Annotated in this window: 21 protein-coding genes; 11 read left to right on the forward strand and 10 right to left on the reverse strand. The window is 44.8% G+C overall.

The window, feature by feature from the left end; all coding sequences use genetic code 11:
* Nucleotide 1: 1 nt before the first annotated feature.
* Nucleotides 2–232, reverse strand: a complete 231-nt coding sequence (locus Q1B03_RS18195) for a hypothetical protein (RefSeq protein WP_299745136.1) — start codon at nucleotides 230–232, stop codon at nucleotides 2–4.
* A gap of 127 nt (nucleotides 233–359) precedes the next feature.
* Nucleotides 360–1319, reverse strand: a complete 960-nt coding sequence (locus tag Q1B03_RS18200) for a sodium:calcium antiporter (protein ID WP_299744781.1) — start codon at nucleotides 1317–1319, stop codon at nucleotides 360–362.
* Nucleotides 1320–1549: 230 nt separating this feature from the next.
* Between Q1B03_RS18200 and Q1B03_RS18205 the strand changes: the two genes are divergently transcribed.
* The 3 genes from Q1B03_RS18205 (at nucleotide 1550) to Q1B03_RS18215 (ending at nucleotide 3807) form a co-directional block, all read left to right on the forward strand.
* Nucleotides 1550–2107: a GNAT family N-acetyltransferase gene (locus Q1B03_RS18205; RefSeq protein WP_299744784.1), complete on the forward strand. Its 558-nt coding sequence runs from the start codon at nucleotides 1550–1552 to the stop codon at nucleotides 2105–2107.
* 43 nt (nucleotides 2108–2150) lie between these two features.
* Entirely contained in the window at nucleotides 2151–2759 is a 609-nt protein-coding gene (locus tag Q1B03_RS18210) for a methyltransferase (RefSeq protein WP_299744786.1), read from the forward strand.
* A gap of 130 nt (nucleotides 2760–2889) precedes the next feature.
* Nucleotides 2890–3807 (forward strand): ketopantoate reductase family protein, encoded by a 918-nt coding sequence (locus Q1B03_RS18215; RefSeq protein WP_299744789.1) that lies wholly within the window; start codon nucleotides 2890–2892, stop codon nucleotides 3805–3807.
* 159 nt (nucleotides 3808–3966) lie between these two features.
* Here Q1B03_RS18215 and Q1B03_RS18220 read toward each other — a convergent pair whose 3' ends face one another.
* Nucleotides 3967–4539 (reverse strand): biotin transporter BioY, encoded by a 573-nt coding sequence (locus tag Q1B03_RS18220; RefSeq protein WP_366141310.1) that lies wholly within the window; start codon nucleotides 4537–4539, stop codon nucleotides 3967–3969.
* A gap of 91 nt (nucleotides 4540–4630) precedes the next feature.
* Here Q1B03_RS18220 and bioD point away from each other — a divergent pair, with 91 nt between their 5' ends.
* Nucleotides 4631–5359 carry a dethiobiotin synthase gene (bioD, locus tag Q1B03_RS18225; RefSeq protein WP_299744795.1) on the forward strand — a complete coding sequence of 243 codons (729 nt, stop codon included), beginning with the start codon at nucleotides 4631–4633 and terminating at the stop codon, nucleotides 5357–5359.
* A 16-nt stretch (nucleotides 5360–5375) separates the two neighbouring features.
* Nucleotides 5376–6695, forward strand: coding sequence for an adenosylmethionine--8-amino-7-oxononanoate transaminase (gene bioA, locus Q1B03_RS18230; protein ID WP_299745139.1), 1320 nt, complete (start codon nucleotides 5376–5378; stop codon nucleotides 6693–6695).
* A gap of 308 nt (nucleotides 6696–7003) precedes the next feature.
* On the opposite strand, the gene Q1B03_RS18235 is transcribed toward bioA, so the two are convergent.
* The 7 genes from Q1B03_RS18235 to Q1B03_RS18265 form a co-directional block, all read right to left on the reverse strand.
* Nucleotides 7004–8323 carry a (Fe-S)-binding protein gene (locus tag Q1B03_RS18235; RefSeq protein ID WP_299744798.1) on the reverse strand — a complete coding sequence of 440 codons (1320 nt, stop codon included), beginning with the start codon at nucleotides 8321–8323 and terminating at the stop codon, nucleotides 7004–7006.
* Nucleotides 8320–9732, reverse strand: coding sequence for a glycolate oxidase subunit GlcD (gene glcD, locus Q1B03_RS18240; protein WP_299744801.1), 1413 nt, complete (start codon nucleotides 9730–9732; stop codon nucleotides 8320–8322). Before glcD ends, Q1B03_RS18235 begins: the two co-directional genes overlap by 4 nt.
* Before the next feature lie 99 nt (nucleotides 9733–9831).
* Nucleotides 9832–10731, reverse strand: coding sequence for an N-acetylmuramic acid 6-phosphate etherase (murQ, locus tag Q1B03_RS18245; RefSeq protein ID WP_299744804.1), 900 nt, complete (start codon nucleotides 10729–10731; stop codon nucleotides 9832–9834).
* A 19-nt stretch (nucleotides 10732–10750) separates the two neighbouring features.
* Nucleotides 10751–11917, reverse strand: a complete 1167-nt coding sequence (gene anmK, locus Q1B03_RS18250; RefSeq protein ID WP_299744806.1) for an anhydro-N-acetylmuramic acid kinase AnmK — start codon at nucleotides 11915–11917, stop codon at nucleotides 10751–10753.
* Nucleotides 11910–12824, reverse strand: a complete 915-nt coding sequence (locus tag Q1B03_RS18255) for an ROK family protein (protein WP_299744808.1) — start codon at nucleotides 12822–12824, stop codon at nucleotides 11910–11912. Before Q1B03_RS18255 ends, anmK begins: the two co-directional genes overlap by 8 nt.
* Before the next feature lie 17 nt (nucleotides 12825–12841).
* Entirely contained in the window at nucleotides 12842–13930 is a 1089-nt protein-coding gene (locus Q1B03_RS18260) for a DUF871 domain-containing protein (RefSeq protein ID WP_299744811.1), read from the reverse strand.
* Between the two features lie 18 nt (nucleotides 13931–13948).
* Complete coding sequence (locus Q1B03_RS18265; protein ID WP_299744814.1) at nucleotides 13949–14281, reverse strand: PTS lactose/cellobiose transporter subunit IIA; 333 nt, start codon at nucleotides 14279–14281, stop codon at nucleotides 13949–13951.
* A 161-nt stretch (nucleotides 14282–14442) separates the two neighbouring features.
* Here Q1B03_RS18265 and Q1B03_RS18270 point away from each other — a divergent pair, with 161 nt between their 5' ends.
* The 6 genes from Q1B03_RS18270 to Q1B03_RS18295 all read left to right on the forward strand — a co-directional run bounded on the left by Q1B03_RS18270 (nucleotide 14443) and on the right by Q1B03_RS18295 (nucleotide 20319).
* Nucleotides 14443–15309: a MurR/RpiR family transcriptional regulator gene (locus Q1B03_RS18270; RefSeq protein WP_299744817.1), complete on the forward strand. Its 867-nt coding sequence runs from the start codon at nucleotides 14443–14445 to the stop codon at nucleotides 15307–15309.
* A 2-nt stretch (nucleotides 15310–15311) separates the two neighbouring features.
* A complete protein-coding gene (locus Q1B03_RS18275; protein WP_044339788.1) occupies nucleotides 15312–15617 on the forward strand; it encodes a PTS sugar transporter subunit IIB in 306 nt (101 codons plus the stop codon).
* Between the two features lie 27 nt (nucleotides 15618–15644).
* Nucleotides 15645–16925 carry a PTS sugar transporter subunit IIC gene (locus Q1B03_RS18280; protein WP_299744822.1) on the forward strand — a complete coding sequence of 427 codons (1281 nt, stop codon included), beginning with the start codon at nucleotides 15645–15647 and terminating at the stop codon, nucleotides 16923–16925.
* 380 nt (nucleotides 16926–17305) lie between these two features.
* Entirely contained in the window at nucleotides 17306–17596 is a 291-nt protein-coding gene (locus tag Q1B03_RS18285; protein ID WP_299744825.1) for a hypothetical protein, read from the forward strand.
* Nucleotides 17597–17615: 19 nt separating this feature from the next.
* On the forward strand, nucleotides 17616–18947 hold the full coding sequence (locus Q1B03_RS18290; protein ID WP_299744828.1) for a 6-phospho-beta-glucosidase: 1332 nt from the start codon (nucleotides 17616–17618) through the stop codon (nucleotides 18945–18947).
* Nucleotides 18948–19395: 448 nt separating this feature from the next.
* The gene (locus Q1B03_RS18295) at nucleotides 19396–20319 is read left to right on the forward strand and encodes a DMT family transporter (RefSeq protein WP_299744830.1); all 924 of its coding nucleotides are present in this window, start codon (nucleotides 19396–19398) and stop codon (nucleotides 20317–20319) included.
* Nucleotides 20320–20326 lie beyond the last annotated feature (7 nt).

A 20326-nucleotide genomic window follows, 5' to 3' on the forward strand; every position in this document is an offset into this window, starting at 1 on the left:
TTCACTCCTTATCCATTGATTCAATCATGTTTAATTTACCATAAGTGAGAAGGTGAATCATGTGATGTGCCTGAACAATTCTTAATCGTTTGGTGTAGTTTCTTAATACCGCTAATGATTTCCGTGCAAGACTTCGCTTTCCGCGGGTAGCCGGTGAGCCTCCTCGGCAAGCCTGCGGGGTCTCACATAAGCTACTTTTCCCGCAGGAGTCTTCGTCTTGCACTCCAATCAACCGCTGGAAACAGCTAAAATCAAATGTATGGAAATAAATATAAACCCGAACCAATCCACCTTCTAGGAAGCAGGTTTGTTCGGGTTTTACTTAGACTAAAACACTTTTGTCCTGCCCTCTTTGATATTTAAAACAATACATAAGATACGACAATATACAAAACGGTTATAATAAAAGATGGAGCCATATATCTCCACTTGTTCATCACGTTTGTCGGGCGAAGAAGCAAGTAGACGATGACGAGTGTCATCAATAATCCCAATCCCGCGATAAAGATATGGGAACTGTCGACTGCTTCAAGGATGGCGCCTTTTCGGTAAAGGACATCGGTCAGGACGAGCAGTTGTATGTTAAAGAGGTTGCTTCCGAGAATAGAGCCGATCGCCATATTATAGTTTGCCAATTTAAAAGCAGCAAGGACTGTAACAAGCTCAGGCAGGGAAGTGGAAGCAGCGATGAGAAAGCTGCCTACAAAGCTTGCGTTCATACCTGTTGCCTTTGCCAATTGGTCACCTGCAATCGATAACACACTTCCTGACGCAAATACGACCAGTGCAGCAATGATAAAACCTATAACGGCCGCTTTTAGGGAATAATCCTTCGCAGGTACAGATTCTCCTTCTGCATCATCGCTGGAAACGAATTTCATCGCAACGAAGTATAGAATGATAATAAAGAACATTTCAATCCCAACGCCAAAAACTTCAATGGAGCCTGGCATAAAAAGGGCGAAAATGATGATCGTGAGAAACAGGAATCCAAATAGGGCAGAAGGAATATTTGCCTTCCTGTTCACCTTTTGGAACAATCTTCTTTTACGATAAATCAGATCCACCACTGCCAGAATAAAAAGATTGAACACATTACTGCCGAGCATGTTTCCTACGGCAATATCAGGGTTATCGATATAAACCGCCGTTAAGCTCGTTGTTAATTCCGGAAGTGACGTTGCCCCTGCAATGAGGAATGTTCCAACGACAGCCCCACTTAATGAAGACTTCTTACTGATGACATCTCCGAACTGATTCAGGTAAATAGCAGCCGCAACCACGATGGCTGCAGCAAGTAGAAAAACAATGTAAACCATATAATCCCCTCCAAGCCAGCGCATACAAAAAAGACCCCGGCACAAATTTTGTACCAAGGTCTTGCGTGCTGAAGAATGAGCTAAAGCCTGATGAACCAGGTATTTTCATACCGTGATGACGATTCACCAGCCGTTTACCGGTCGCTACTCCCCTTGTTACTATTAATGTATTAGGATTTTGAAGGTTTGTCAATGAAAGTGCTTATATTATTTTATGAGGAGGCGAACGTGTGAAAGTGGAAAGGGAATATCAAGTGAAACAAATAGTTGATTATGATATCAAAGGAAAAATGAAAGCTGAAATACAAGAATTATTAAATGAATGTTTTGGAGATGGCTATCCTGATGATAGAATTTACTTTAAACAGATTCCTCATTTCAGGTATCTCGTCCATAACGAAGATCAACGTTTAGTGGGGCATGTTGGGGTGGATTACCGAGTCATGAAATTGGAAGGTGAGCCTATAAATGTATTGGGGGTAATCGATTTGTGCGTTTCAAAGGGTAGTCGCTCCCTGGGAATCGGATCACAACTTCTCTTCGAATTAGAAAGGTTCTGTAATGGGCGAAATATCGATTTCCTTCTCTTATTTGCCGATGATCCTTCCTTATATAAAAGAAATGGCTTCCAATCGGTGTCCAACCAATGCACGTGGATGAAAATCAACGACCAAAACCAGACCACCAGGGGCATTGGGACCGAAACCATAAACCAACTCATGATCAAACCAATAGGTACCAAAAAATGGTCAAGCGGCCAACTGGACATGCTTGGTTACCTCTACTAAACTTTGAGGTCCGAGAGGGACGGACCTTCAAAAAGGAGTATGTATGAAGGAAGAGTATTATGATGAATTATTAGGTGTTCGTACGAGTGAGTTGCAGATGGGGTTTCACCGGTCTTTTCATTATCATCGGTACGAGCCGACTCCGTATCAGGCATTGGATGAATTATTCCGACATTATAGATTGAATAGCAGCGATCGTGTGGTCGATTTCGGTTGTGGGAAAGGACGATTGAATTTCTTAATTCACCACCTATTTCAATCTACCGTTGTTGGCATTGAAATGAATGAAGAGTTTTATGAAGAAGCCGTGGCGAACCGGAAAAGCTATTTAAAAAAAGCAAAAGCCAAACGTGAAAATCTCTACTTTTATCACTGCCTGGCAGAAGAGTATAGGATCCATCCAAAGGATAACCGATTTTACTTTTTCAATCCGTTCTCTGTTCAAATTTTCATGAGGATCATCAATAACATCCTCTTTTCAGTGGAACAATCACCACGTGATATCGAGATCGTGTTGTATTATAGCTCGGATGATTATGTGCATTATTTAGAAGATCACCCCCTTTTTGTCTTGCGGAAAGAAGTGAACTTGTCAGGGGATTATGAAAAGAATGAGTATGAGCGATTTTTGGTGTACGGTTTGATGTATTGAATGGGGTGTCTCCTGACTAGCTTTGGGAGGGCACCTTTTTTTTAGGGCAAAGCCAATATTTTTGATTTATCCGCTTTCATATCGGAGAATAGTACATGGCATGTGAAAAGGAAAAGGAGGCGGTTGGAGAATGAGAATACTAGTTGTTGGTGCAGGTGCCGTTGGTGGCTACTTCGGAGGTAGATTGGTAGAAAAGGGTGAGGATGTTACGTTTCTCGTCCGTGAGCGAAGAGAGCAGCAGCTGAAAGAGCATGGATTGCTTATTGAAAGTGTACATGGTGATTTTCACTGCGAGCCGAAAACGCTGAGATCAGAAGAAAAAGCAGAGCCCTTTGACGCCATTATCCTTTCAACCAAGGCTTATCATCTCAAGGGAGCTATCGAGAGTATTCACTCCTTTGTAGGTGAAAATACGATGATCCTTCCACTTTTAAACGGGATGTCACACGTAGGCGACCTTATAGAAGCATTCGGGGAAGAAAGAGTGATTGGCGGTTTATGCTTTGTGGAGTCGACGCTTGATGAAACAGGGAAGGTCATTCAATCGAGTCCCATTCATGATCTCGTTTTTGGAGAAAGAAGTGGTGAGCGAACGGATAGAATTGTGAAGCTAGATGAGGCCTTTTCAGGAACGAAGGCAAACTTTCGATTATCCGACACCATCGAACAGGATATGTGGCATAAGTATTTATTTATCACCACTCTTTCAGGTGTAACATCCTTATTCCGGGCACCGATTGGACCGATTCGGGAAATAGGTGAGGGTGCAGATAGGATCAAAGGAGTCCTTTATGAAGCCGCAGCGGTTATGAGAAGCTTGAAAGCACCACTTGCTGAGAAAATAGAAGAAGCTCAATACGATAAAATCAATCAAATGGGCTACAGTATGAAATCATCCTTACAGCGGGATATGGAAAAAAATCTCTCCGTAGAAGCGGATCATTTATACGGATATTTATTGAAGGCTGCTGAAGCACAGGGGATTGAAGCAAGAGAGTTGCGTTTGATTTATGGGAATTTGAAGATTTATGAGACAGCGAGTAAATAAAGATGATAGACATCTGATGCCTGTTATAAGGTGTTGGATGTTTTTTTTTGTGAAATGGAGTTGGTTTTATGGAAGGCAGTTGTTAAATAAATGCTGAAAATCAGCAGCTGAATCCAATCCCTCAGCTGCCAATCTATACAAGCTCATTGCACCATCCCCTTATTTATGAAAAGAAGGACTCATATTCCTCGACGGGACCACCTTATATAATCGCTGAAGAACCACCATGGAAACAACCGTGACTACTACGTCCAGCGGCAGATACGCAACCATCCATCCCCAGGCAACCGTGTAACTGAATCCGTCCGGTGCTTCTGCCCAAAATGTTAGGGCAAGGTACATGAAATTCGTTCCGATTATGTAATTTAACAATAGGGCGAGGATTCCTGCAATGAGATATCCTCCAAATGTACGCTTCCTTTCCAAAACGATTCCCACGGCGAACGCAACCACGATAAAGGATAGAATAAATCCAAAGGTAGGACTGAATAAACTTGAAGGTCCTCCTTTAAATTGTGCAAACACCGGTGCCCCTACTAATCCCAGAGCTAAATAAACCGTCATCGCCTTCGCGCCCACGCGGCTTCCAAGCACTCCTCCGGCAATGATGGCAAACACCAATTGAAGGGTGACCGGAACTCCTCCGATCATTAAAAACGGAGACACATTCGCTCCTACTGCCATTAATGCCGCAAAAAGACCACATAAGACCATCTCTCTAGTTTTTCCCATTTCCATTTTCTCCTCCTTAAAACTGTGGTATGATTGTTATTATCTTAAATGTTAACCTATTTGTAAATAAGGTTGACATAAAAGGAGGGAAATGATGAAAGGGTTTTTCATCACCGGCACAGATACGGATATCGGAAAAACGATAACAACTGGATTGTTAACAAAGTACTTCTTGGAAAAGGGCATTGATGCGTTCCCCTATAAGCCCGTACAAAGTGGAGCTGTCTTGAAAAAAGGTAGACTAGTAGCCCCTGATACTGAATTTTATGAAGAGGTCACCAATCGTTCTTTTGGAAAAGATGCGAATACATATGTATTAAAAACGCCAAGCTCTCCTCATCTGGCAGCTGCAATAGACGGTGTTTCGATTGAATTGAAGCCAATTTTAGAACAAGTGGAGAAGTTACAAGGCATTCACGAACTTTTACTGATTGAAGGAGCGGGAGGACTGATTGTCCCGTTAAACGAAGAAGCAACCATTCTTGATTTAATCGAACGAGTGTCACTGCCTGTCATTCTTGTCGCGCGGGCTGGACTTGGCACAATTAATCATACGGTACTATCTGTGATGGCATTGAAACAGCGGAGTATTAAAATCGCAGGCATCATCCTGAATCAGACATCCATAGATGAAATGGAGGAGATCGAGCGGGACAACAAACGAATGATTGAAACATTAACCGGTGTAAAGGTAATCGGTGTACTGCCAAACATATCACAGGATTCTTTTGAAACTGTCGATGTAGCGGAATTATTCAAGAATTGGAAACTAGAAGAGTCAGAGGAGGATATACAGAGTGAATCAATTACAGCTTATTGAAAAAAGCAGTCAATATATGTGGCTTCCGTTTACACAGATGAAAGATTATGATGAGAACCCGTTGGTGATTGAAAGCGGGGAAGGGGTTTATCTTCGGGACATCTGCGGGAACGAATATCTTGATGGTTATTCTTCCCTTTGGCTAAATGTCCATGGCCATCGCAATGAGGAAATCAATCAAGCGATTAAGGATCAGCTCGATAAAATCGCTCACTCTACTCTTCTCGGTGCCACCAATGTTCCATCAATTTTGTTAGCCGAGAAGCTGGTCCAACTTTCCCCGGAGAGATTAGCGAGAGTCTTCTACTCAGACAGCGGTGCAACCTCTGTTGAGATTGCCATTAAAATGGCTTATCAATACTGGCAAAATAAAGGGAAACCGGAAAAGCAGAAGTTTATCACTCTCCAAAATGCGTACCATGGAGATACAGTCGGTGCTATCAGCGTCGGGAAGGTGGACATTTTTCACAGAGTCTACAAATCCCTTATGTTTGAATCACTCGTTGCTCCGTTCCCGGACGTCGTTCATCATCCAGATTTAGTAGATGAGGAAGAGATTCGAGATCGTGCACTCGAAGAGCTGGAAGGTATTTTGAAAGAGAACCACCATGAGATTGCCGGGATGACAGTGGAGTCGTTGATACAGGGTGCTGGTGGTATGAATATTATGCCGAAGGGCTACTTTAAAGGCGTCGAAAAGCTTTGCCGGAAATATGAGGTGCTTCTCATTGTCGATGAAGTGGCAACAGGCTTCGGCCGTACAGGAAAAATGTTCGCTGTCGAGCATGAACAGGTCCAGCCGGACATCATGACTGTGGCAAAAGGGATCACCGGAGGATACCTCCCGATTGCAGCAACCCTTACCACAGAAGCAATCTATGAAGCTTTCTATGATGATTACACGTCATTGAAAACCTTCTTCCACGGCCATTCCTATACAGGGAATCAGCTCGGCTGTGCTGCGGCATTGGCGAATCTGGAGATCTATGAAAGAGAAAATCTGATTGAAAAAGTTCAAGAGAAAGCGGGAATCATTGAAACCTTATTAGTTCCATTAAAGGACCATCCCCATGTAAGCAGCATTAGACAGCTAGGGATGATCTGCGGCATTGAGTTGGTACAGGATAAAGCCAGTAAAGAGCCGTTCCTATGGGAAGACAGAGTCGGCTACCGTACCACCATAAAGATGCGTGAACTGGGCATGCTGACCCGGCCGATCGGAGACACCATCGTCTTCATGCCACCACTCGCCACAACCGAAGAAGAGCTCGAGAAAATGGTACGAATTATGGAAGAAGCAATATGCATCACAACGAAGAAAGCAGTTGGGGTTTAGGGACGGACCTTCAACCACCCAGCACTGCTAATCAAAACGGTAGAGAAAGTAGAGAGAGGGACGGACCTTGGATGGGGTTCGTCCCTTTATTGTTTGATAGGGTGGTAGTTTAGCAGGTGAAAAAACGCTGGAAATTAACAGGAGGAATATAGATGGAATCCAACAGTCAAAATAATGTGATTTGTAAGGGGTGCAAAAAAGCGAGAATGTACAGGGTACAAAAAAGGAGGGACGGACCTCCAATCACCCCACCCAAAACCAAAACATTGATTTAACGGGATTTGAGTAAATGAGGAGGTCCGTCCCTCTCACTGAATTGCTTCCAATAAAAAGTCTACGATGTGGATTGCTCGCATTTTATTGGATAGGCCTTCTCGTTCGATGCCGAGTTTCATTTGGAGGAGGCAGCCCGGGTTTGATGTGATGATGGTGGTTGCCTGGGTTTGTTCGACGTTGTCCATTTTGTGATCGAGGATCTTCATGGACATTTCGGATTCGACGATGTTGTAGATCCCGGCTGAACCACAACAGTGATCGGCTTGTTTCATCTCAACGTAATCAGCACCTTCCACTGATTGCAGGAGAAGTCTTGGTTCCACAAATGTCCGCTGAACGTTTCGCAAGTGACATGAATCCTGATACGTGATTCGTTGAGGGGAAACGTTCAATTTCTTTTTATGAAACTCTAATTCTACAAGAATGGAGGAGATGTCTTTGATTTTATTTTTAAATTGAACCGCACGATCTTTCCAATCGGGATCATCCTTCAGTAAGTGATCATAGTCGACGAGAAAGGCTCCGCATCCTCCGGCATTGGTGATAATGTAATCGACTCCTGATTCTTCAAATGCCGCAATGTTTCGCTTTGCCAAATCCTTTGCCGAGTCCTTTTCACCGCTATGGCCATGCAAGGCTCCGCAGCAGGTTTGCGTTTTTGGAATCACGATGTCACAGCCTGCCAGCTGCAATAGTTTCGTAGTGGCATTATTTGTTTCCAGAAACATCGTATCCATTAAACAGCCAGAGAAGAAAGCGACTTTTTTACGAACGTCCCCAATCGAGGAAAGAGACGTTGGGCGCTCCTTCATGTCTTTCAGCTTTGGAACTTGAGGAAGTACGCGCTCCATTGTCGCCATGCTTTCCGGAAATAGTTTCATAACACCCGTAGTGTGTACCGCCTTCTGCAGTCCTGAGCGTTGGTAGATTCCGAGAAGGTTCGTGACCATTCTCATTCTGTCCGGGTGTGGGAATAATCCTTCAAAAACGGTTCTTCTAAGAACCCGTACAGGAAGGGAGTGCTTTTTATTTTGATTGATGATATCGCGTGCTTCTTCTAAAAGGTGACCGTAGTTCACTCCGGAAGGACAAACGGGTTCACAGGCTCTGCAGCCTAAGCATAGATCCAATGTTCGTTCAACTTCTTCATCGGGTTCGATGACGCCATCCACCACTGCCTTCATTAAGGCGATTCGACCGCGTGGTGAATGGGATTCTTTAAATCCTGATTCTATATACGTAGGACAGGAAGGGAGACAGAATCCGCATCTCATGCAATTCAATAATTCATCTTCATCCATTCGGTCTTTAAATTCCTGCTGTATCTTTTGTTTTTCTAAAAGGGTTGTCATCTTGAAATCACCACACGTTTTCTTGATTCTTTAGCGAATACTTTATTCGGATTCATTATGTTAGTTGGATCGAATGATTGCTTGATCATTTTCATGGCTGCAATGCCTTCAGGTCCAAGTTTCCATTCGAGATAAGGGGCTTTCATCATGCCGACTCCGTGTTCTCCGGTAATGGTTCCACCCAATTCAATGGCATGAGCAAAGATTTCTTCAAAGGCCGCTTCGACGCGCTCCATTTCATCATGGTCCCGGGCATCAGTCGCAACCGTCGGGTGAAGATTTCCGTCCCCGGCATGGCCAAAGGTACAAATCTTCAACTCATAGCGATCGGAAATATCATTGATCGCTTTCACCATCTTGGCGATTTCCGAGCGGGGAACCGTCGCGTCCTCTAATATCGTCGTCGGTTTAAGACGTGCCAGTGCCGATAGGGCAGAACGGCGGGCGGTACGAAGGGCATCTGCTTCTATCTCCGTTTTGGCTAATTGAACAGATACAGCGTTGTTCTGCAAACAAACTTCCTCCATTCGGTTCATATCACGTGCAACCACTTCCGGAGGACCGTCCTGTTCGATCAAGAGCACCGCTTTTACATCGGTTGGCAAGCCGATTTTGGCGAAATCCTCGACCACCTCAAGTGTAGGCTGATCTAAAAATTCAAGGGTAGTCGGAATGATACGATTGGCGATAATGCTGGAAACGCTTTGGGCAGCTGCTTCGATATCCTGATAAAGGGCCAGCATCGTCTGCTTCGTTTCGGGCATGGGAACCAACTTTAATGTCGCTTCTGTGATGACGCAAAGTGTTCCTTCAGATCCGACAAAAAGGCGGGTCAAATCATAGCCGGCTACGTCTTTCGCAAGTTTCCCCCCGGTACGGATGATGTCTCCATTGGGGAGGACGGCTTCCAATGCCAGCACATAATCGCGGGTTACGCCATATTTCAGCCCTCTCAAACCACCGGAGTTCTCATTGATGTTCCCACCGATCGTTGAGATTTTCATGGAGCTTGGGTCAGGAGGATAGAAAAGACCCTTTGCTTCTACTGTATGAATGAGATCCAGGGTCACAACACCCGGCTGGACCGTCACTGTTAAATTCTCTTCATCGACTTCCAGGATCTTGTTCATATGGGTGAATAAGAGTACAAGTCCGCCTTCTGTAGGGCAGGTACCTGCGCAGAGATTCGTTCCGGACCCTCTAGGGACGATGGGAATACGGTGCTCATTGCAGACTTTTACGACTTCTGATACTTCCCCTGTCGAACGGGGGACGATGACCGCGTCAGGCATGGATTGGTAATTAGGAGTTGCATCATAGGAATAGACAAGCTTTTCTGCGGGTGTATCCCGGTAATTTTCTTCGCCGACGATTTCGATGAAACGTTTTTTTATTTCTGGAGTGATCATACTAAATTCCACCTTTATTAACATGTTTTTCATATCTTGTATAAAAAGAGTAAAGAGACGATACCTGACGATGGGTCAAGGTCCGTCCCTCATAATAGCTTATTTAATTGCGGCTTTCATGGCTGATCGCAGGTGGCCGTTGTGAAGTGTGAGAAGGTCGTAGACTTCTTTTTCTTCGAGGCCTGTCAGAAGCGATAAGATGGCAGGTTTGACGCTGCCGAATGTTTCAAGGGCTTCGGTTGCTTCCTGTTCGGAGACGTCCGCTGCTTCCATGATGATGTTTCTTGCTCTGACTTTCAGTTTTGCGTTTGAAGGCATCACGTCGACCATTAAGTTGCTGTATACCTTGCCCAGTTTGATCATGGAAGCGGTAGTGAGCATATTCAAAATCAGTTTTTGGGCTGTTCCGGCTTTCATGCGCGTCGATCCTGTGACGACTTCCGGACCGACTTCTGCGACGATCGAGTGGTCGGCTACATCACACATCGGGGATTGAGGTGAGCACACAACAGACGCGGTTACAGCCCCTCTTGATTTTGCTTCCTTTAAAGCTCCGATCGTATAAGGCGTCCGTCCGCTTGCGGCGATACCAACCACGACATCATTTGCGCCAACTTCACGAATCGCGATTTCGTTGCGGCCGCCCTCTTCATCATCCTCGGCGCCTTCTAAGGGAAACTGGATGGCTCTTTCACCACCCGCGATGATTCCAATCACCTGGCCGGGATTTGTGCTAAAGGTAGGCGGGCATTCCGATGCGTCTAGGATGCCCAGGCGTCCGCTTGTGCCTGCACCTACATAAAGAAGACGGCCGCCATTTTTTAACCTCGCTACGATGGAATCGACCACACGTGAAACAACTGGGATGGTTTTTTCCACGGCGTATGCAACGGTTTGATCTTCTTCGTTGATTCTTTCTAAAATCTTCTCCGTGCTCAATGTATCTATGTTTAATGTTTGAGGATTTCTCGTTTCAGTCAGGATCTTATGAAGGTCCATATTCTATAGTACCTGCCTTTCAATTTGTGAATACGGGACGGGGAGTGATGGACCCCAGTATGACGGGTTTACCTGCTCCGGTTGCTCCTGGGACGTTGCCCGGATTTCCGTGAAGCGTTTCGTTCGCCAGGAGGGCAAAGGCGATTGCTTCCTTGGCATCGGAAGAATAGCCGATATCTTCCTGGATCTGAATGTCTAACTGGGGAAGAAGCTCCCTCATCATACAGAGAAGTGACCCATTGTAGCTTCCGCCGCCGCCAATGATGACTTCGTTAATAGGATGCTTTGGAAGAACGAATTTTTCATAGGCATCCGAAATCGTCAGAGCTGTGAAGTAGGTTGCTGTCGCAACCAAGTCTTCTTTCGAAAGATCACCAAACTCTTCGAGGATGCGATTCACGAATACATCTCCAAACAGCTCGCGACCCGTTGACTTTGGAGGGTCTTTAAGGAAGAAATCCTTTTCCCATTCCATCCATTTCTGTGCGACGTCTTTCTGGACCGTCCCTTTCCCAGCAATCGCTCCATCCTCATCAAGAGAGAGGCCGTATAGTCGCTCGCATAATCCATCTATGACCATATTTCCAGGACCGGTATCAAATGCGAATACTTCTTGAAGAGTGCAATCTTTAGGAAGTACAGTCACATTTCCGATGCCGCCGATATTCTGAAGCAGTCTTCCTTTGTCTTTTTTCCGGTAGAGAAGGTATTCAGTATAAGGTACAAGTGGGGCCCCTTCACCGCCGGCAGCCATATCCATGGAACGGAAATTGGAGACGACTCTAGTATTTGTACGATACGCAATCACGCTCGGCTCCCCGATTTGAAGAGTGGAAGGAACCGAATTTTCGGTATGAAAGGGCTGGTGATAGACCGTTTGCCCATGTGATCCGATAAAGTCTAAAGCCTCTACTGAAACGCCAGCCTCTGAACACACCTTCAACACAGCATCGGCATAAACGTCTCCAAGCTCAAAATGCAAGCTGGAAAGGAGGGGAGTGGACGATTCTGTGACACTCATCACGTCGAAGATTTTCTTTTTTACGTGTGGAGGGAAGGGAGCCGTCGAATAATGAACGAGCTCCACCTTTGTATCCGTGCCGCTGCCTTCAATTGAAACAAGGGCAGCATCCACCCCATCCACAGAAGTACCGGACATTAACCCGACAGCTAAACGCTTACTCATATGACAACCTTCCTTCCCTGATGGCTTCTGTCACATCGACTGCCCCGGTGGCAGGGGAGGTTGAATCGACGATATAGGAAGCGTCTGGAAAACGCTCTGAAATACTTTCTTTAAAAATGGATTGCACCACCACATTATGTTCAAGGACACTTCCTTTTAAGGCGATAACCGGTTTCGAAGAGATCTGCAGTTTCTCCAATAAGGCAATCGTCTGTCGAGCAAGCTGCTCCCCGGCTATCTTAAGTAAAAGAAAGGCCTCTTCATTACCAGCCTCAGCTTGCTTGTGAACCGCCTTCGCCAGCTTGGCAATTTCACCTTTGGCAGAAGAATAGATAAACCCTTTTAACCCTTTCCCATCACTCGCTCCGATTTCGTCTAAAATGGTACGGGAGAAAGGGGAAAGTGGTTTACCGGAATCCATCTCCATGGAAACCTGTTTACAGGCTTCCATGGCTATATGATACGCACTGCCTTCGTCACCAAGAAGATGTCCCCATCCGCCGGTGGTTCCTTCCTGTTTCCCGTTTCGTCCATAACAAATCGAACCGGTTCCCGCAATGGTCATCACCCCGTTCTGATTTCCGATTAAACAGAAATAGGCGAGGGTGGCATCATTCAATACGATAATAGGCAGGGAAGTCATCCTTTGTAACTCCTTCTTGATTCGATGAGCCAGATTACCGGACTCGGCACCTGCCATTCCGATTACAATATGGGACACCTCTTCAGAAGAAGTGTGGTCCAAGCATTGTTGAATCACGGATGAGAGGTTGGTCAGTGCCTCTTCAAAGGAAACCGTTGGATTGCCGTGTCCGGATAAACTTTGAAACAGGATGTTCTTCTCTGAATCAAGAACGAGTCCTTGTATTTTCGTCCCGCCTGCATCGATTCCTATCACTCTAGTCATCTAAAGAAACCTCCACATTACTTGGTTTGAAAAGCAAATTTACCCCAAGGCTTCAGGTAATCCAATAAGAAGATCTCTTCTTCGTGGATACGCCCCACCACATTGGTTTTGCCTGAATTCTCCATATCTTGAAGCGCGATCTGAAGTTCTCCTGCATACTGGGCATATAGGTCGTTTTCAATAACAATGTCTCCGCGTTTGATGTCTACCGTATTATGGGGAGCGAATTCTCTTCCACGATATTTCACTCGGCTTTGAGTCGAGCGGATCAAGTAGTCAGATACGTCACCACGATAGAAGTGCGGTTCTTCAAAGATAATCGTCTTTTCTAAGTCAGTGGTCGTCTCATGGGTTTCGACTGTAAAGGTCAGCTTCGATGTGTTCAGTTCACTAAGCAGCTGCATTTCACGTTCTGATGCATAAGCGTTACTGATAATGACGTCATCAATTAACCCTGTTGCAAAAAGATGCTTCGCCTGGACATCGATCGGAAGGTTCCTGTGCATTTCTAATGTAGGCAATCCTTCCGTGACCGGCCAAGGACCGAATGTTGCATCGGAAGAAGAGACAAACGCAGCCGTTCTCATCCCGAAGTCTTTAAACTTTTTACTACATTCAATAAAGAATGGATAGGATAAACCCGAGTAGCGGTGCGGATAGAAGTTATGACATCCAAGCAATTGATCCTTATTCGGTTGATACGTCATGATGTTATCGATGTATTTCGTTGCATTACTCATGTTGAGTTCAATTTTCAAATCATAAGGGTTGTACGACATCATCGATTCTTCATGCCCTGTATACCCGAGATCTAGGCGGATACCGTGAGCCCCGAGATCGCCAAAAAAGGATAAATCATCATACGAGATGTTCAGTTCTTTGAAAATACGGGGACTGATGTCAGCGATGACTTCCATATTTTTTTCACGTGCAAACTTAATCGTTTCTTTAAAGTTCGAGATGATCCCATCTTTGTCACCTTCTACTGATAGTAAGCAGGTGAACACTCGCTTAAAACCGTAAGACGCAGCCAGAGCCAGATATTCTTTATCCTTTTCAGTAGTTGAATGGTTTGGGTAAATTGAAACTCCCAGTTTTTTACTCATTGGTAAGCCTCCTTAAAATTAATTGTTTTCAAGTTTATCTATTCTTTTTAATAAGGGTATCATTTGTTCAATTAACGAGATCTCACTGATAGAGGTCATCAAATGGTCCTGGGCATGAATCATCAGAAGTGATTTTTCAAAATCTTCTCCATTGATTTCTGCCTGAATGAGACTCGTTTGCGTTTTGTGAGCTTTGTTCAGCTCTTCATGGGCTGTTTTCAACATCTCTTCAGCTTCCGCAAACTTACCTTCATGTGCCTTTGCCAGTGCTTCATATGCGGTGCTTTTTGCATTCCCGCCGTTTGATATAATTTCAAATATCTCCATTTCTACGTTGCGTACCTCTGCCATTGTGTACTCCTCCTCATTCCTGTTTAGAACTAGTTTCTACTAGAGTAGTAAAATAAAAGTTTAAATATTTTAAAATAATATTGAAATTTAATTTCATTATCGCATATAATCATATTAAACTGAAAGCCTTTTCAAGACAATCATTTTTTTTGGAGGTGACTATGACAGAATTTCAAGTACTAAAACACATCAAAAGTCAGATGGAGAACTACACCCCGTCTGAAATTGCGGTTGCTCAATATGTGCTCGAGTTTCCTGACAAAGTAATGGAAATGACGACAAAGCAACTCTCACAATCATGCGGGAGCAGTGAAGCAGCCATCATCCGATTCTGCAAACGAATCGGAATCAATAGTTTCAGCGGATTGAAGATCGAACTGGCCAAAAGCACAAATATTGAAGAAACAATGAGTCATGACATCAATACACTCCTGCATTTTGAAGACAATCTTGAAACCGTCTTCAGCAAAGTACTGGTGAACACCTATCAAGCGATCAAGAACACGGAAAAGCTTTTTTCCATAGATGATCTGGATCGGGCTGTGAACGCGTTCCATAAAGCTGAACGGGTATACCTGTATGGAGTAGGAGGTTCAGCTGTAGTAGCGGAAGACTTTACGCAAAAGCTATTACGACTGAACTATCTGGCATTTCAAGCTAGTGATATTCACGTGCAGATGATGATGGCTGCCAATTTAACGGAAAGAGATGTCCTATTCGTCGTTTCGACTTCAGGGCAGACGAAGGAAATATTAAAGCTGATGAACGTCGCCCAAGAAAAAGGGGCTACAATCGTTCTATTGACACAGCATGGGAAATCACCGGCGAGGAAGCTCGCTGATATCGTCTTAACGATTTCCGAGGAAGAACACAACATCCGAATCGGGACCATGACGGCAAGAATTGCTCAACTCGTCGTGATTGATGCTTTATTCGTCGCTTTATGCATGAAAAAAGGACATGGCGTCTATGAGCAAATTATTCATACACATGAAGTAGTACAAAGAATGAAAGAGGAGGAAGAGTAGAAATGAGAGTATTATTCGTATGTTCCGGTGGAATGTCCAGCGCAATTGTAGTGAATGCACTGAAAAAAGAAGGGGACAAGGCAGGTATTGAGATGGAAGTCCATGCAATCGGAACCGGTGAGGTATCTGAGGAGATCTCCAAGGGGTGGGATGTTTGTATGGTGGCACCACAGATCAGACACCGTTTTGATCAAGTGAAGAAAGCCGCTGATGAAGCGAATGTTCCTTGTGGTCCGATTCCTCCACAAGCGTACACGCCACTTGGCGGCCCGACTTTACTGAAAACAGTAAAAGAATTAACCAACTAATTTAATAGGAAACAAGGGGGTAAAAACATGCAAAAGTTTGTGAATTTTTTAGAGAATAACTTGTCAGGTCCAATGGCCCGACTCTCTGAACAAAGGCATTTGCAAGCAATTCGGGATGGGGTTATTTCAGCACTGCCATTTATTATCGTAGGTTCATTTTTCCTGATCTTAGCTTTTCCACCGCTTCCTGATGGCGGAATATTCGGAGACATCAAGCAGTGGGCTGCAGACAACATCGTCGAAATCCTGATTCCATACCGACTGACCATGTTTATCATGTCACTCTATATAGCCTTCGGGATAGGGTACAACCTCTCGAAAAGCTATAATCTGGATCCATTATCCGGTGCCCAAATTTCAGTAGCAGCACTTCTATTAACAATTACACCGAAAGTAATGGACGGAGAAGGATGGGTTCTGCCGATGACCAACCTTGGTGGTCATGGATTATTCGTCGCCATGGTCGTCTCGATCTTTGCAGTTGAAATTTTGAGGTTCTGTAAAACGAAGAACATTACGATTAAAATGCCTGAGCAAGTACCGGCATCTGTATCACGAAGCTTCGAAGCACTTATTCCTGTAGCGATTGTCATTCTACTGGTTTCTGCCGTAACCGTATTAGCCGGAATAGATTTACATCATTTGATCGGTGTAGCTGTTGCTCCATTAGTTACAGCCGGTGACAGTATATTCGGTGTATTGATTCCGGTATTCTTAATTACATTCTTCTGGTCATTCGGTATCCACGGGGTGTCTGTAGTAGGAACGGTGGCCCGTCCATTATGGGAAGTGTTCCTTGTAAACAACGCAGATGCGGTTGCAAACGGAGAAGCAATCCCGCACATCGCACCAGAAACATTCTACCAATGGTTCATCTGGATCGGTGGTTCAGGAGCAACTCTCGGACTAGTTCTGGCCATGGTCTTCTTCTCGCGCTCGAAATACCTGAAAGCGTTAGGAAGAACAAGTATTGTACCAGGCATTTTCAATATCAATGAGCCTATCATCTTCGGTGCTCCAATCGTATTGAATCCGATTCTGATCATTCCATTTATTACGATCCCTCTGATCACTGGTACTTTGTCATATGTGGCAACGTCTATTGGCCTGGTATCGCCAACTTATATCATGCCACCTTGGACACTGCCGGCACCAATCGGAGCGTACCTCGCAACGGGTGGTGACTGGAGAGCCATCGTCATGGTTCTTATCAATATCGCAATCTCGTTCGCTATCTATTTCCCATTCTTCAAGATGTATGACAAGAAGATGGCGAAGATGGAAGAAAGCGATCAACAAGCGGCGTAATAGAAAAGCGGAGGCGGCTCGATCAGCTCCGACACCGGAAAGGCGTTCTTTGCCTTTTTGGTGGGCTGGATTTATGACCTCGAGGGGCTAGCCGCCGGAGCTGGACAAGAGAAAAGCGGAGGGACTTTGCCTAGAGGCGACAAGCATAAGCTAAGCCGTCAAGAAGGTTGCACTTCACCCTTCTTGGCGGAATAGCTTATGACCTCGAGCCTCTAAGCCCCGTAGCTGGACAGGTAGAAAAGCGGAGGGAACAGCCGCTGTAGCTGGACAAATACAAAAGCGGAGGCGGCTTTTCCCTCTCCACATAAGCATTCATATCAAAAAACAGAAGTGGGGGTCCTAGGATTCCCACTTCTTCATTAGCATTAGGAGTGATTCAAATGACAGAAACGGTTGTCCCAAAGCGAATCGGTTTTAGAAGTGTGTTTGTTCTTCTAATCTCCGTATCTATTGGACTATTACTTCTTTCCAAGCCTTTGATGAGTGCGGGACTCGCAAAGGATTGGAGCGTATTTTTAGCAACGGGGATTTCGGCATCGGTTGGACTCTCATTTGTTCTCTTGAAAATTGAAGGTCCTGTTGAAAATGCCTCCGTTAAAAAGAAGCGCGTTTTATTAGCAGTGGTTGTCAGTTTCTTAATAAGCTTTATTTTGGCGTTTGTTGCCAAGTAATCTCGAGGAGGCATTCACAATGAAAAACGGAATCAAGATCGTTACGATCGGCGGGGGCTCAAGCTATACTCCCGAGTTTGTGGAAGGATTGATCAAGCGTTATGATGAGCTTCCAGTGAGTGAGCTGTGGCTTGTAGATATTGAAGCTGGGAAAAATAAGCTCGACATCGTCGGGAATTTGGCGAAGAGAATGGTAGAAAAAGCTGGGGTTCCCATGGAGATTCATCTTACGCTGGACCGGAAAGAGGCATTGGTAGATGCTGATTTTGTCACGACTCAAATGCGAGTCGGACAACTAAAGGCGAGAATCCACGATGAGAGGCTTCCGATCAAGTACGGGATGATCGGCCAGGAAACGAATGGTGCCGGGGGATTGTTCAAGGGAATGAGGACGATCCCGGTTCTATTGGAAATCGCAGATGAAATGAAGCAGCTCTGCCCTGACGCCTGGTTGATCAACTTCACCAATCCTGCAGGCATGGTGACAGAGGCTTTGCTGCGCTACGGGTCACATCCTAAAGTCGTTGGCGTATGTAATCTTCCCATTAATACGAGAATGACATTGGCCAAGCTTCTTGACGTCGAGGTAGAACGACTGCATATCGACTTCGCCGGATTGAATCATATGGTGTACGGATTGGACGTTTTGGTGGACGGTGAGTCAGTTTTAGAGGATGTACTGGAAATCATGAGCAATCCTGACAAGCAGGTCAGCATGAGGAATATTGCGCCGCTCCCATGGGAACCGGAGTTCATCAAGAGTCTGGGAATCATTCCATGTCCTTATCACCGATATTTTTATAAAACGAGTGATATTTTAGAAAAGCAGTTAGAGGAATTCAAGACGGGGACCACCAGGGCAGAAGTGGTTCAGCAATTAGAAAATGAGCTTTTCGAACTTTACAAGGATGAAAACCTTGATATCAAGCCTCCACAGCTTGAACAAAGGGGAGGGGCTTATTACAGCGATGCGGCATGTAATCTCATCTCATCGATTTATAATGATCGCGGTGACATTCAAACGCTGAATGTCCAGAACGACGGAGCGATCAGCGATTTACCACGGGAATCTGCTGTGGAAGTGAATTGCGTCGTTACGAAGTCTGGTCCTAAGCCGATTGCGGTTGGTGAGCTGCCGGTGGCTGTGAGTGGACTTGTTCATCAAATTAAATCCTTTGAACGGGTTGCTGCGGAAGCATCGGTTACAGGGTCCTATGAAAAAGCATTGCTTGCCATGACGATCAATCCGTTGGTGACGAGTGATGTGAAGGCTAAGCAGCTGCTGGATGAAATGCTTGAGGTGCATAAAGAGTATTTACCGCAGTTTCGTGAGCGATTTACACATAGTTAAGGTTGGGAAGTGTCTCAAATATTGATTTGGGGCACTTTTTGCGTGGATTGGCGAGGAGAATGGGGGTAGGAAGTGGTTTTGGTTAAGATATTATCGAGTTTGAGCTGTTTATTATCGACTTTTCGGATATATTATCGAGTTTGGCATGTTGATTATCGACTTTTCAAATATATCATCGACTTTACCCATTATATTATCGATATTCGATAAATAAGCGATGCCCAAGTGGGTCCGATTCCAGTTTATTTTCAAAAACACCCAGTTTATTTTCAAATTCTCAGATTTATTTTCAAAAACACCCAACTTATTTTCAAATTTCCAGATTTATTTTCAAAACGCCTCAACTCAACCCACCCCCTCACCAAGTTCGACCACAATCCTCACATCTTTCTTCCGGACGAGCATACCATGATAGAAAGAACGCTTATCCGAAAGGAAACGTCCGCCTATGATTCCAGTTAAAACAAAAGTAGCAGCCTCCTTATATGCCACGATGTCAATCAGCTTTTGGGGCATATCATTTGTATCAACGAAAGCAGTGTTGGACACCCTTGATCCTTATACGCTGCTCGTTCTTCGGTTTGCGATTGGAGCGCTGTTTCTTCTCATGATTTTACTCTTAAAAAGATATCGACTCACCATTCCGCTAAAGTTTATTCCTCATCTGATTGTGCTGGGGGTACTTGGCGTCTTCATTCATCAAGTGATCCAGGCGACGGCCCTCCTTACAATCGATGCATCATCAGCAGGCTGGATGATTTCTTTTTCTCCCGTGTTCACCGTAATCCTCTCCATGATTTTTTTACATGAAAAAATGACGGTTCCTAAAGCACTGGGCATGATTATAGCGATTACAGGTGTGCTGATGGTAACGACAGCGAGGAGCGGGCAGTCCATCGGATTTGCTGTCAATATCGGTTATATCCTGATGATTCTCAGTACATTAAACTGGGCCATCTATTCTGTGTTGCTGAAAAAACTTCGTATCGAGCTGCCATCCCTCGTCATCACCTTTTATATGAGTCTACTTGGTTTCAGCTTAACCATCCCTTTTCTCATCCGAAACCGGGGCTGGGAAGGCATTTCTCTTTTGTCAAATGTGGAATGGGCCCACTTAATGTTCCTCGGTATGTTTGTGTCGGGAATCGCTTATTGGTACTGGGCGAAAGCATTGGAGGTATTGGATGCGTCAAAGGTTTCGATGTTTCTGTATTTAGAGCCCGTCACCACACTCATTGCGGCGATCCTTCTCCTGCATGAGAAGATTTTCTTCATAAGCATCATGGGTGGAGTCATAATTATAATAGGAGTTGTGATTGTAAACGGCCAGATGATTTCTGTTTTCCAGCGGTTGCTTGGGAGGAAACGATAACACAGGG

Source organism: uncultured Rossellomorea sp. (assembly GCF_947488365.1).
Classification (GTDB): domain Bacteria; phylum Bacillota; class Bacilli; order Bacillales; family Bacillaceae_B; genus Rossellomorea.

Excerpts from the sequence above, each read along its gene's own strand:
- Q1B03_RS18200 (WP_299744781.1), bottom strand. The coding sequence starts at position 1,319 with ATGGTTTACATTGTTTTTCTACTTGCTGCAGCCATCGTGGTTGCGGCT.
- Q1B03_RS18210 (WP_299744786.1), top strand. The coding sequence starts at position 2,151 with ATGAAGGAAGAGTATTATGATGAATTATTAGGTGTTCGTACGAGTGAG.
- Q1B03_RS18215 (WP_299744789.1), top strand. The coding sequence starts at position 2,890 with ATGAGAATACTAGTTGTTGGTGCAGGTGCCGTTGGTGGCTACTTCGGA.
- Q1B03_RS18220 (WP_366141310.1), bottom strand. The coding sequence starts at position 4,539 with ATGGGAAAAACTAGAGAGATGGTCTTATGTGGTCTTTTTGCGGCATTA.
- bioD (WP_299744795.1), top strand. The coding sequence starts at position 4,631 with ATGATGAAAGGGTTTTTCATCACCGGCACAGATACGGATATCGGAAAA.
- bioA (WP_299745139.1), top strand. The coding sequence starts at position 5,376 with ATGTGGCTTCCGTTTACACAGATGAAAGATTATGATGAGAACCCGTTG.
- Q1B03_RS18235 (WP_299744798.1), bottom strand. The coding sequence starts at position 8,323 with ATGACAACCCTTTTAGAAAAACAAAAGATACAGCAGGAATTTAAAGAC.
- glcD (WP_299744801.1), bottom strand. The coding sequence starts at position 9,732 with ATGATCACTCCAGAAATAAAAAAACGTTTCATCGAAATCGTCGGCGAA.
- murQ (WP_299744804.1), bottom strand. The coding sequence starts at position 10,731 with ATGGACCTTCATAAGATCCTGACTGAAACGAGAAATCCTCAAACATTA.
- anmK (WP_299744806.1), bottom strand. The coding sequence starts at position 11,917 with ATGAGTAAGCGTTTAGCTGTCGGGTTAATGTCCGGTACTTCTGTGGAT.
- Q1B03_RS18255 (WP_299744808.1), bottom strand. The coding sequence starts at position 12,824 with ATGACTAGAGTGATAGGAATCGATGCAGGCGGGACGAAAATACAAGGA.
- Q1B03_RS18260 (WP_299744811.1), bottom strand. The coding sequence starts at position 13,930 with ATGAGTAAAAAACTGGGAGTTTCAATTTACCCAAACCATTCAACTACT.
- Q1B03_RS18265 (WP_299744814.1), bottom strand. The coding sequence starts at position 14,281 with ATGGCAGAGGTACGCAACGTAGAAATGGAGATATTTGAAATTATATCA.
- Q1B03_RS18270 (WP_299744817.1), top strand. The coding sequence starts at position 14,443 with ATGACAGAATTTCAAGTACTAAAACACATCAAAAGTCAGATGGAGAAC.
- Q1B03_RS18275 (WP_044339788.1), top strand. The coding sequence starts at position 15,312 with ATGAGAGTATTATTCGTATGTTCCGGTGGAATGTCCAGCGCAATTGTA.
- Q1B03_RS18280 (WP_299744822.1), top strand. The coding sequence starts at position 15,645 with ATGCAAAAGTTTGTGAATTTTTTAGAGAATAACTTGTCAGGTCCAATG.
- Q1B03_RS18285 (WP_299744825.1), top strand. The coding sequence starts at position 17,306 with ATGACAGAAACGGTTGTCCCAAAGCGAATCGGTTTTAGAAGTGTGTTT.
- Q1B03_RS18290 (WP_299744828.1), top strand. The coding sequence starts at position 17,616 with ATGAAAAACGGAATCAAGATCGTTACGATCGGCGGGGGCTCAAGCTAT.
- Q1B03_RS18295 (WP_299744830.1), top strand. The coding sequence starts at position 19,396 with ATGATTCCAGTTAAAACAAAAGTAGCAGCCTCCTTATATGCCACGATG.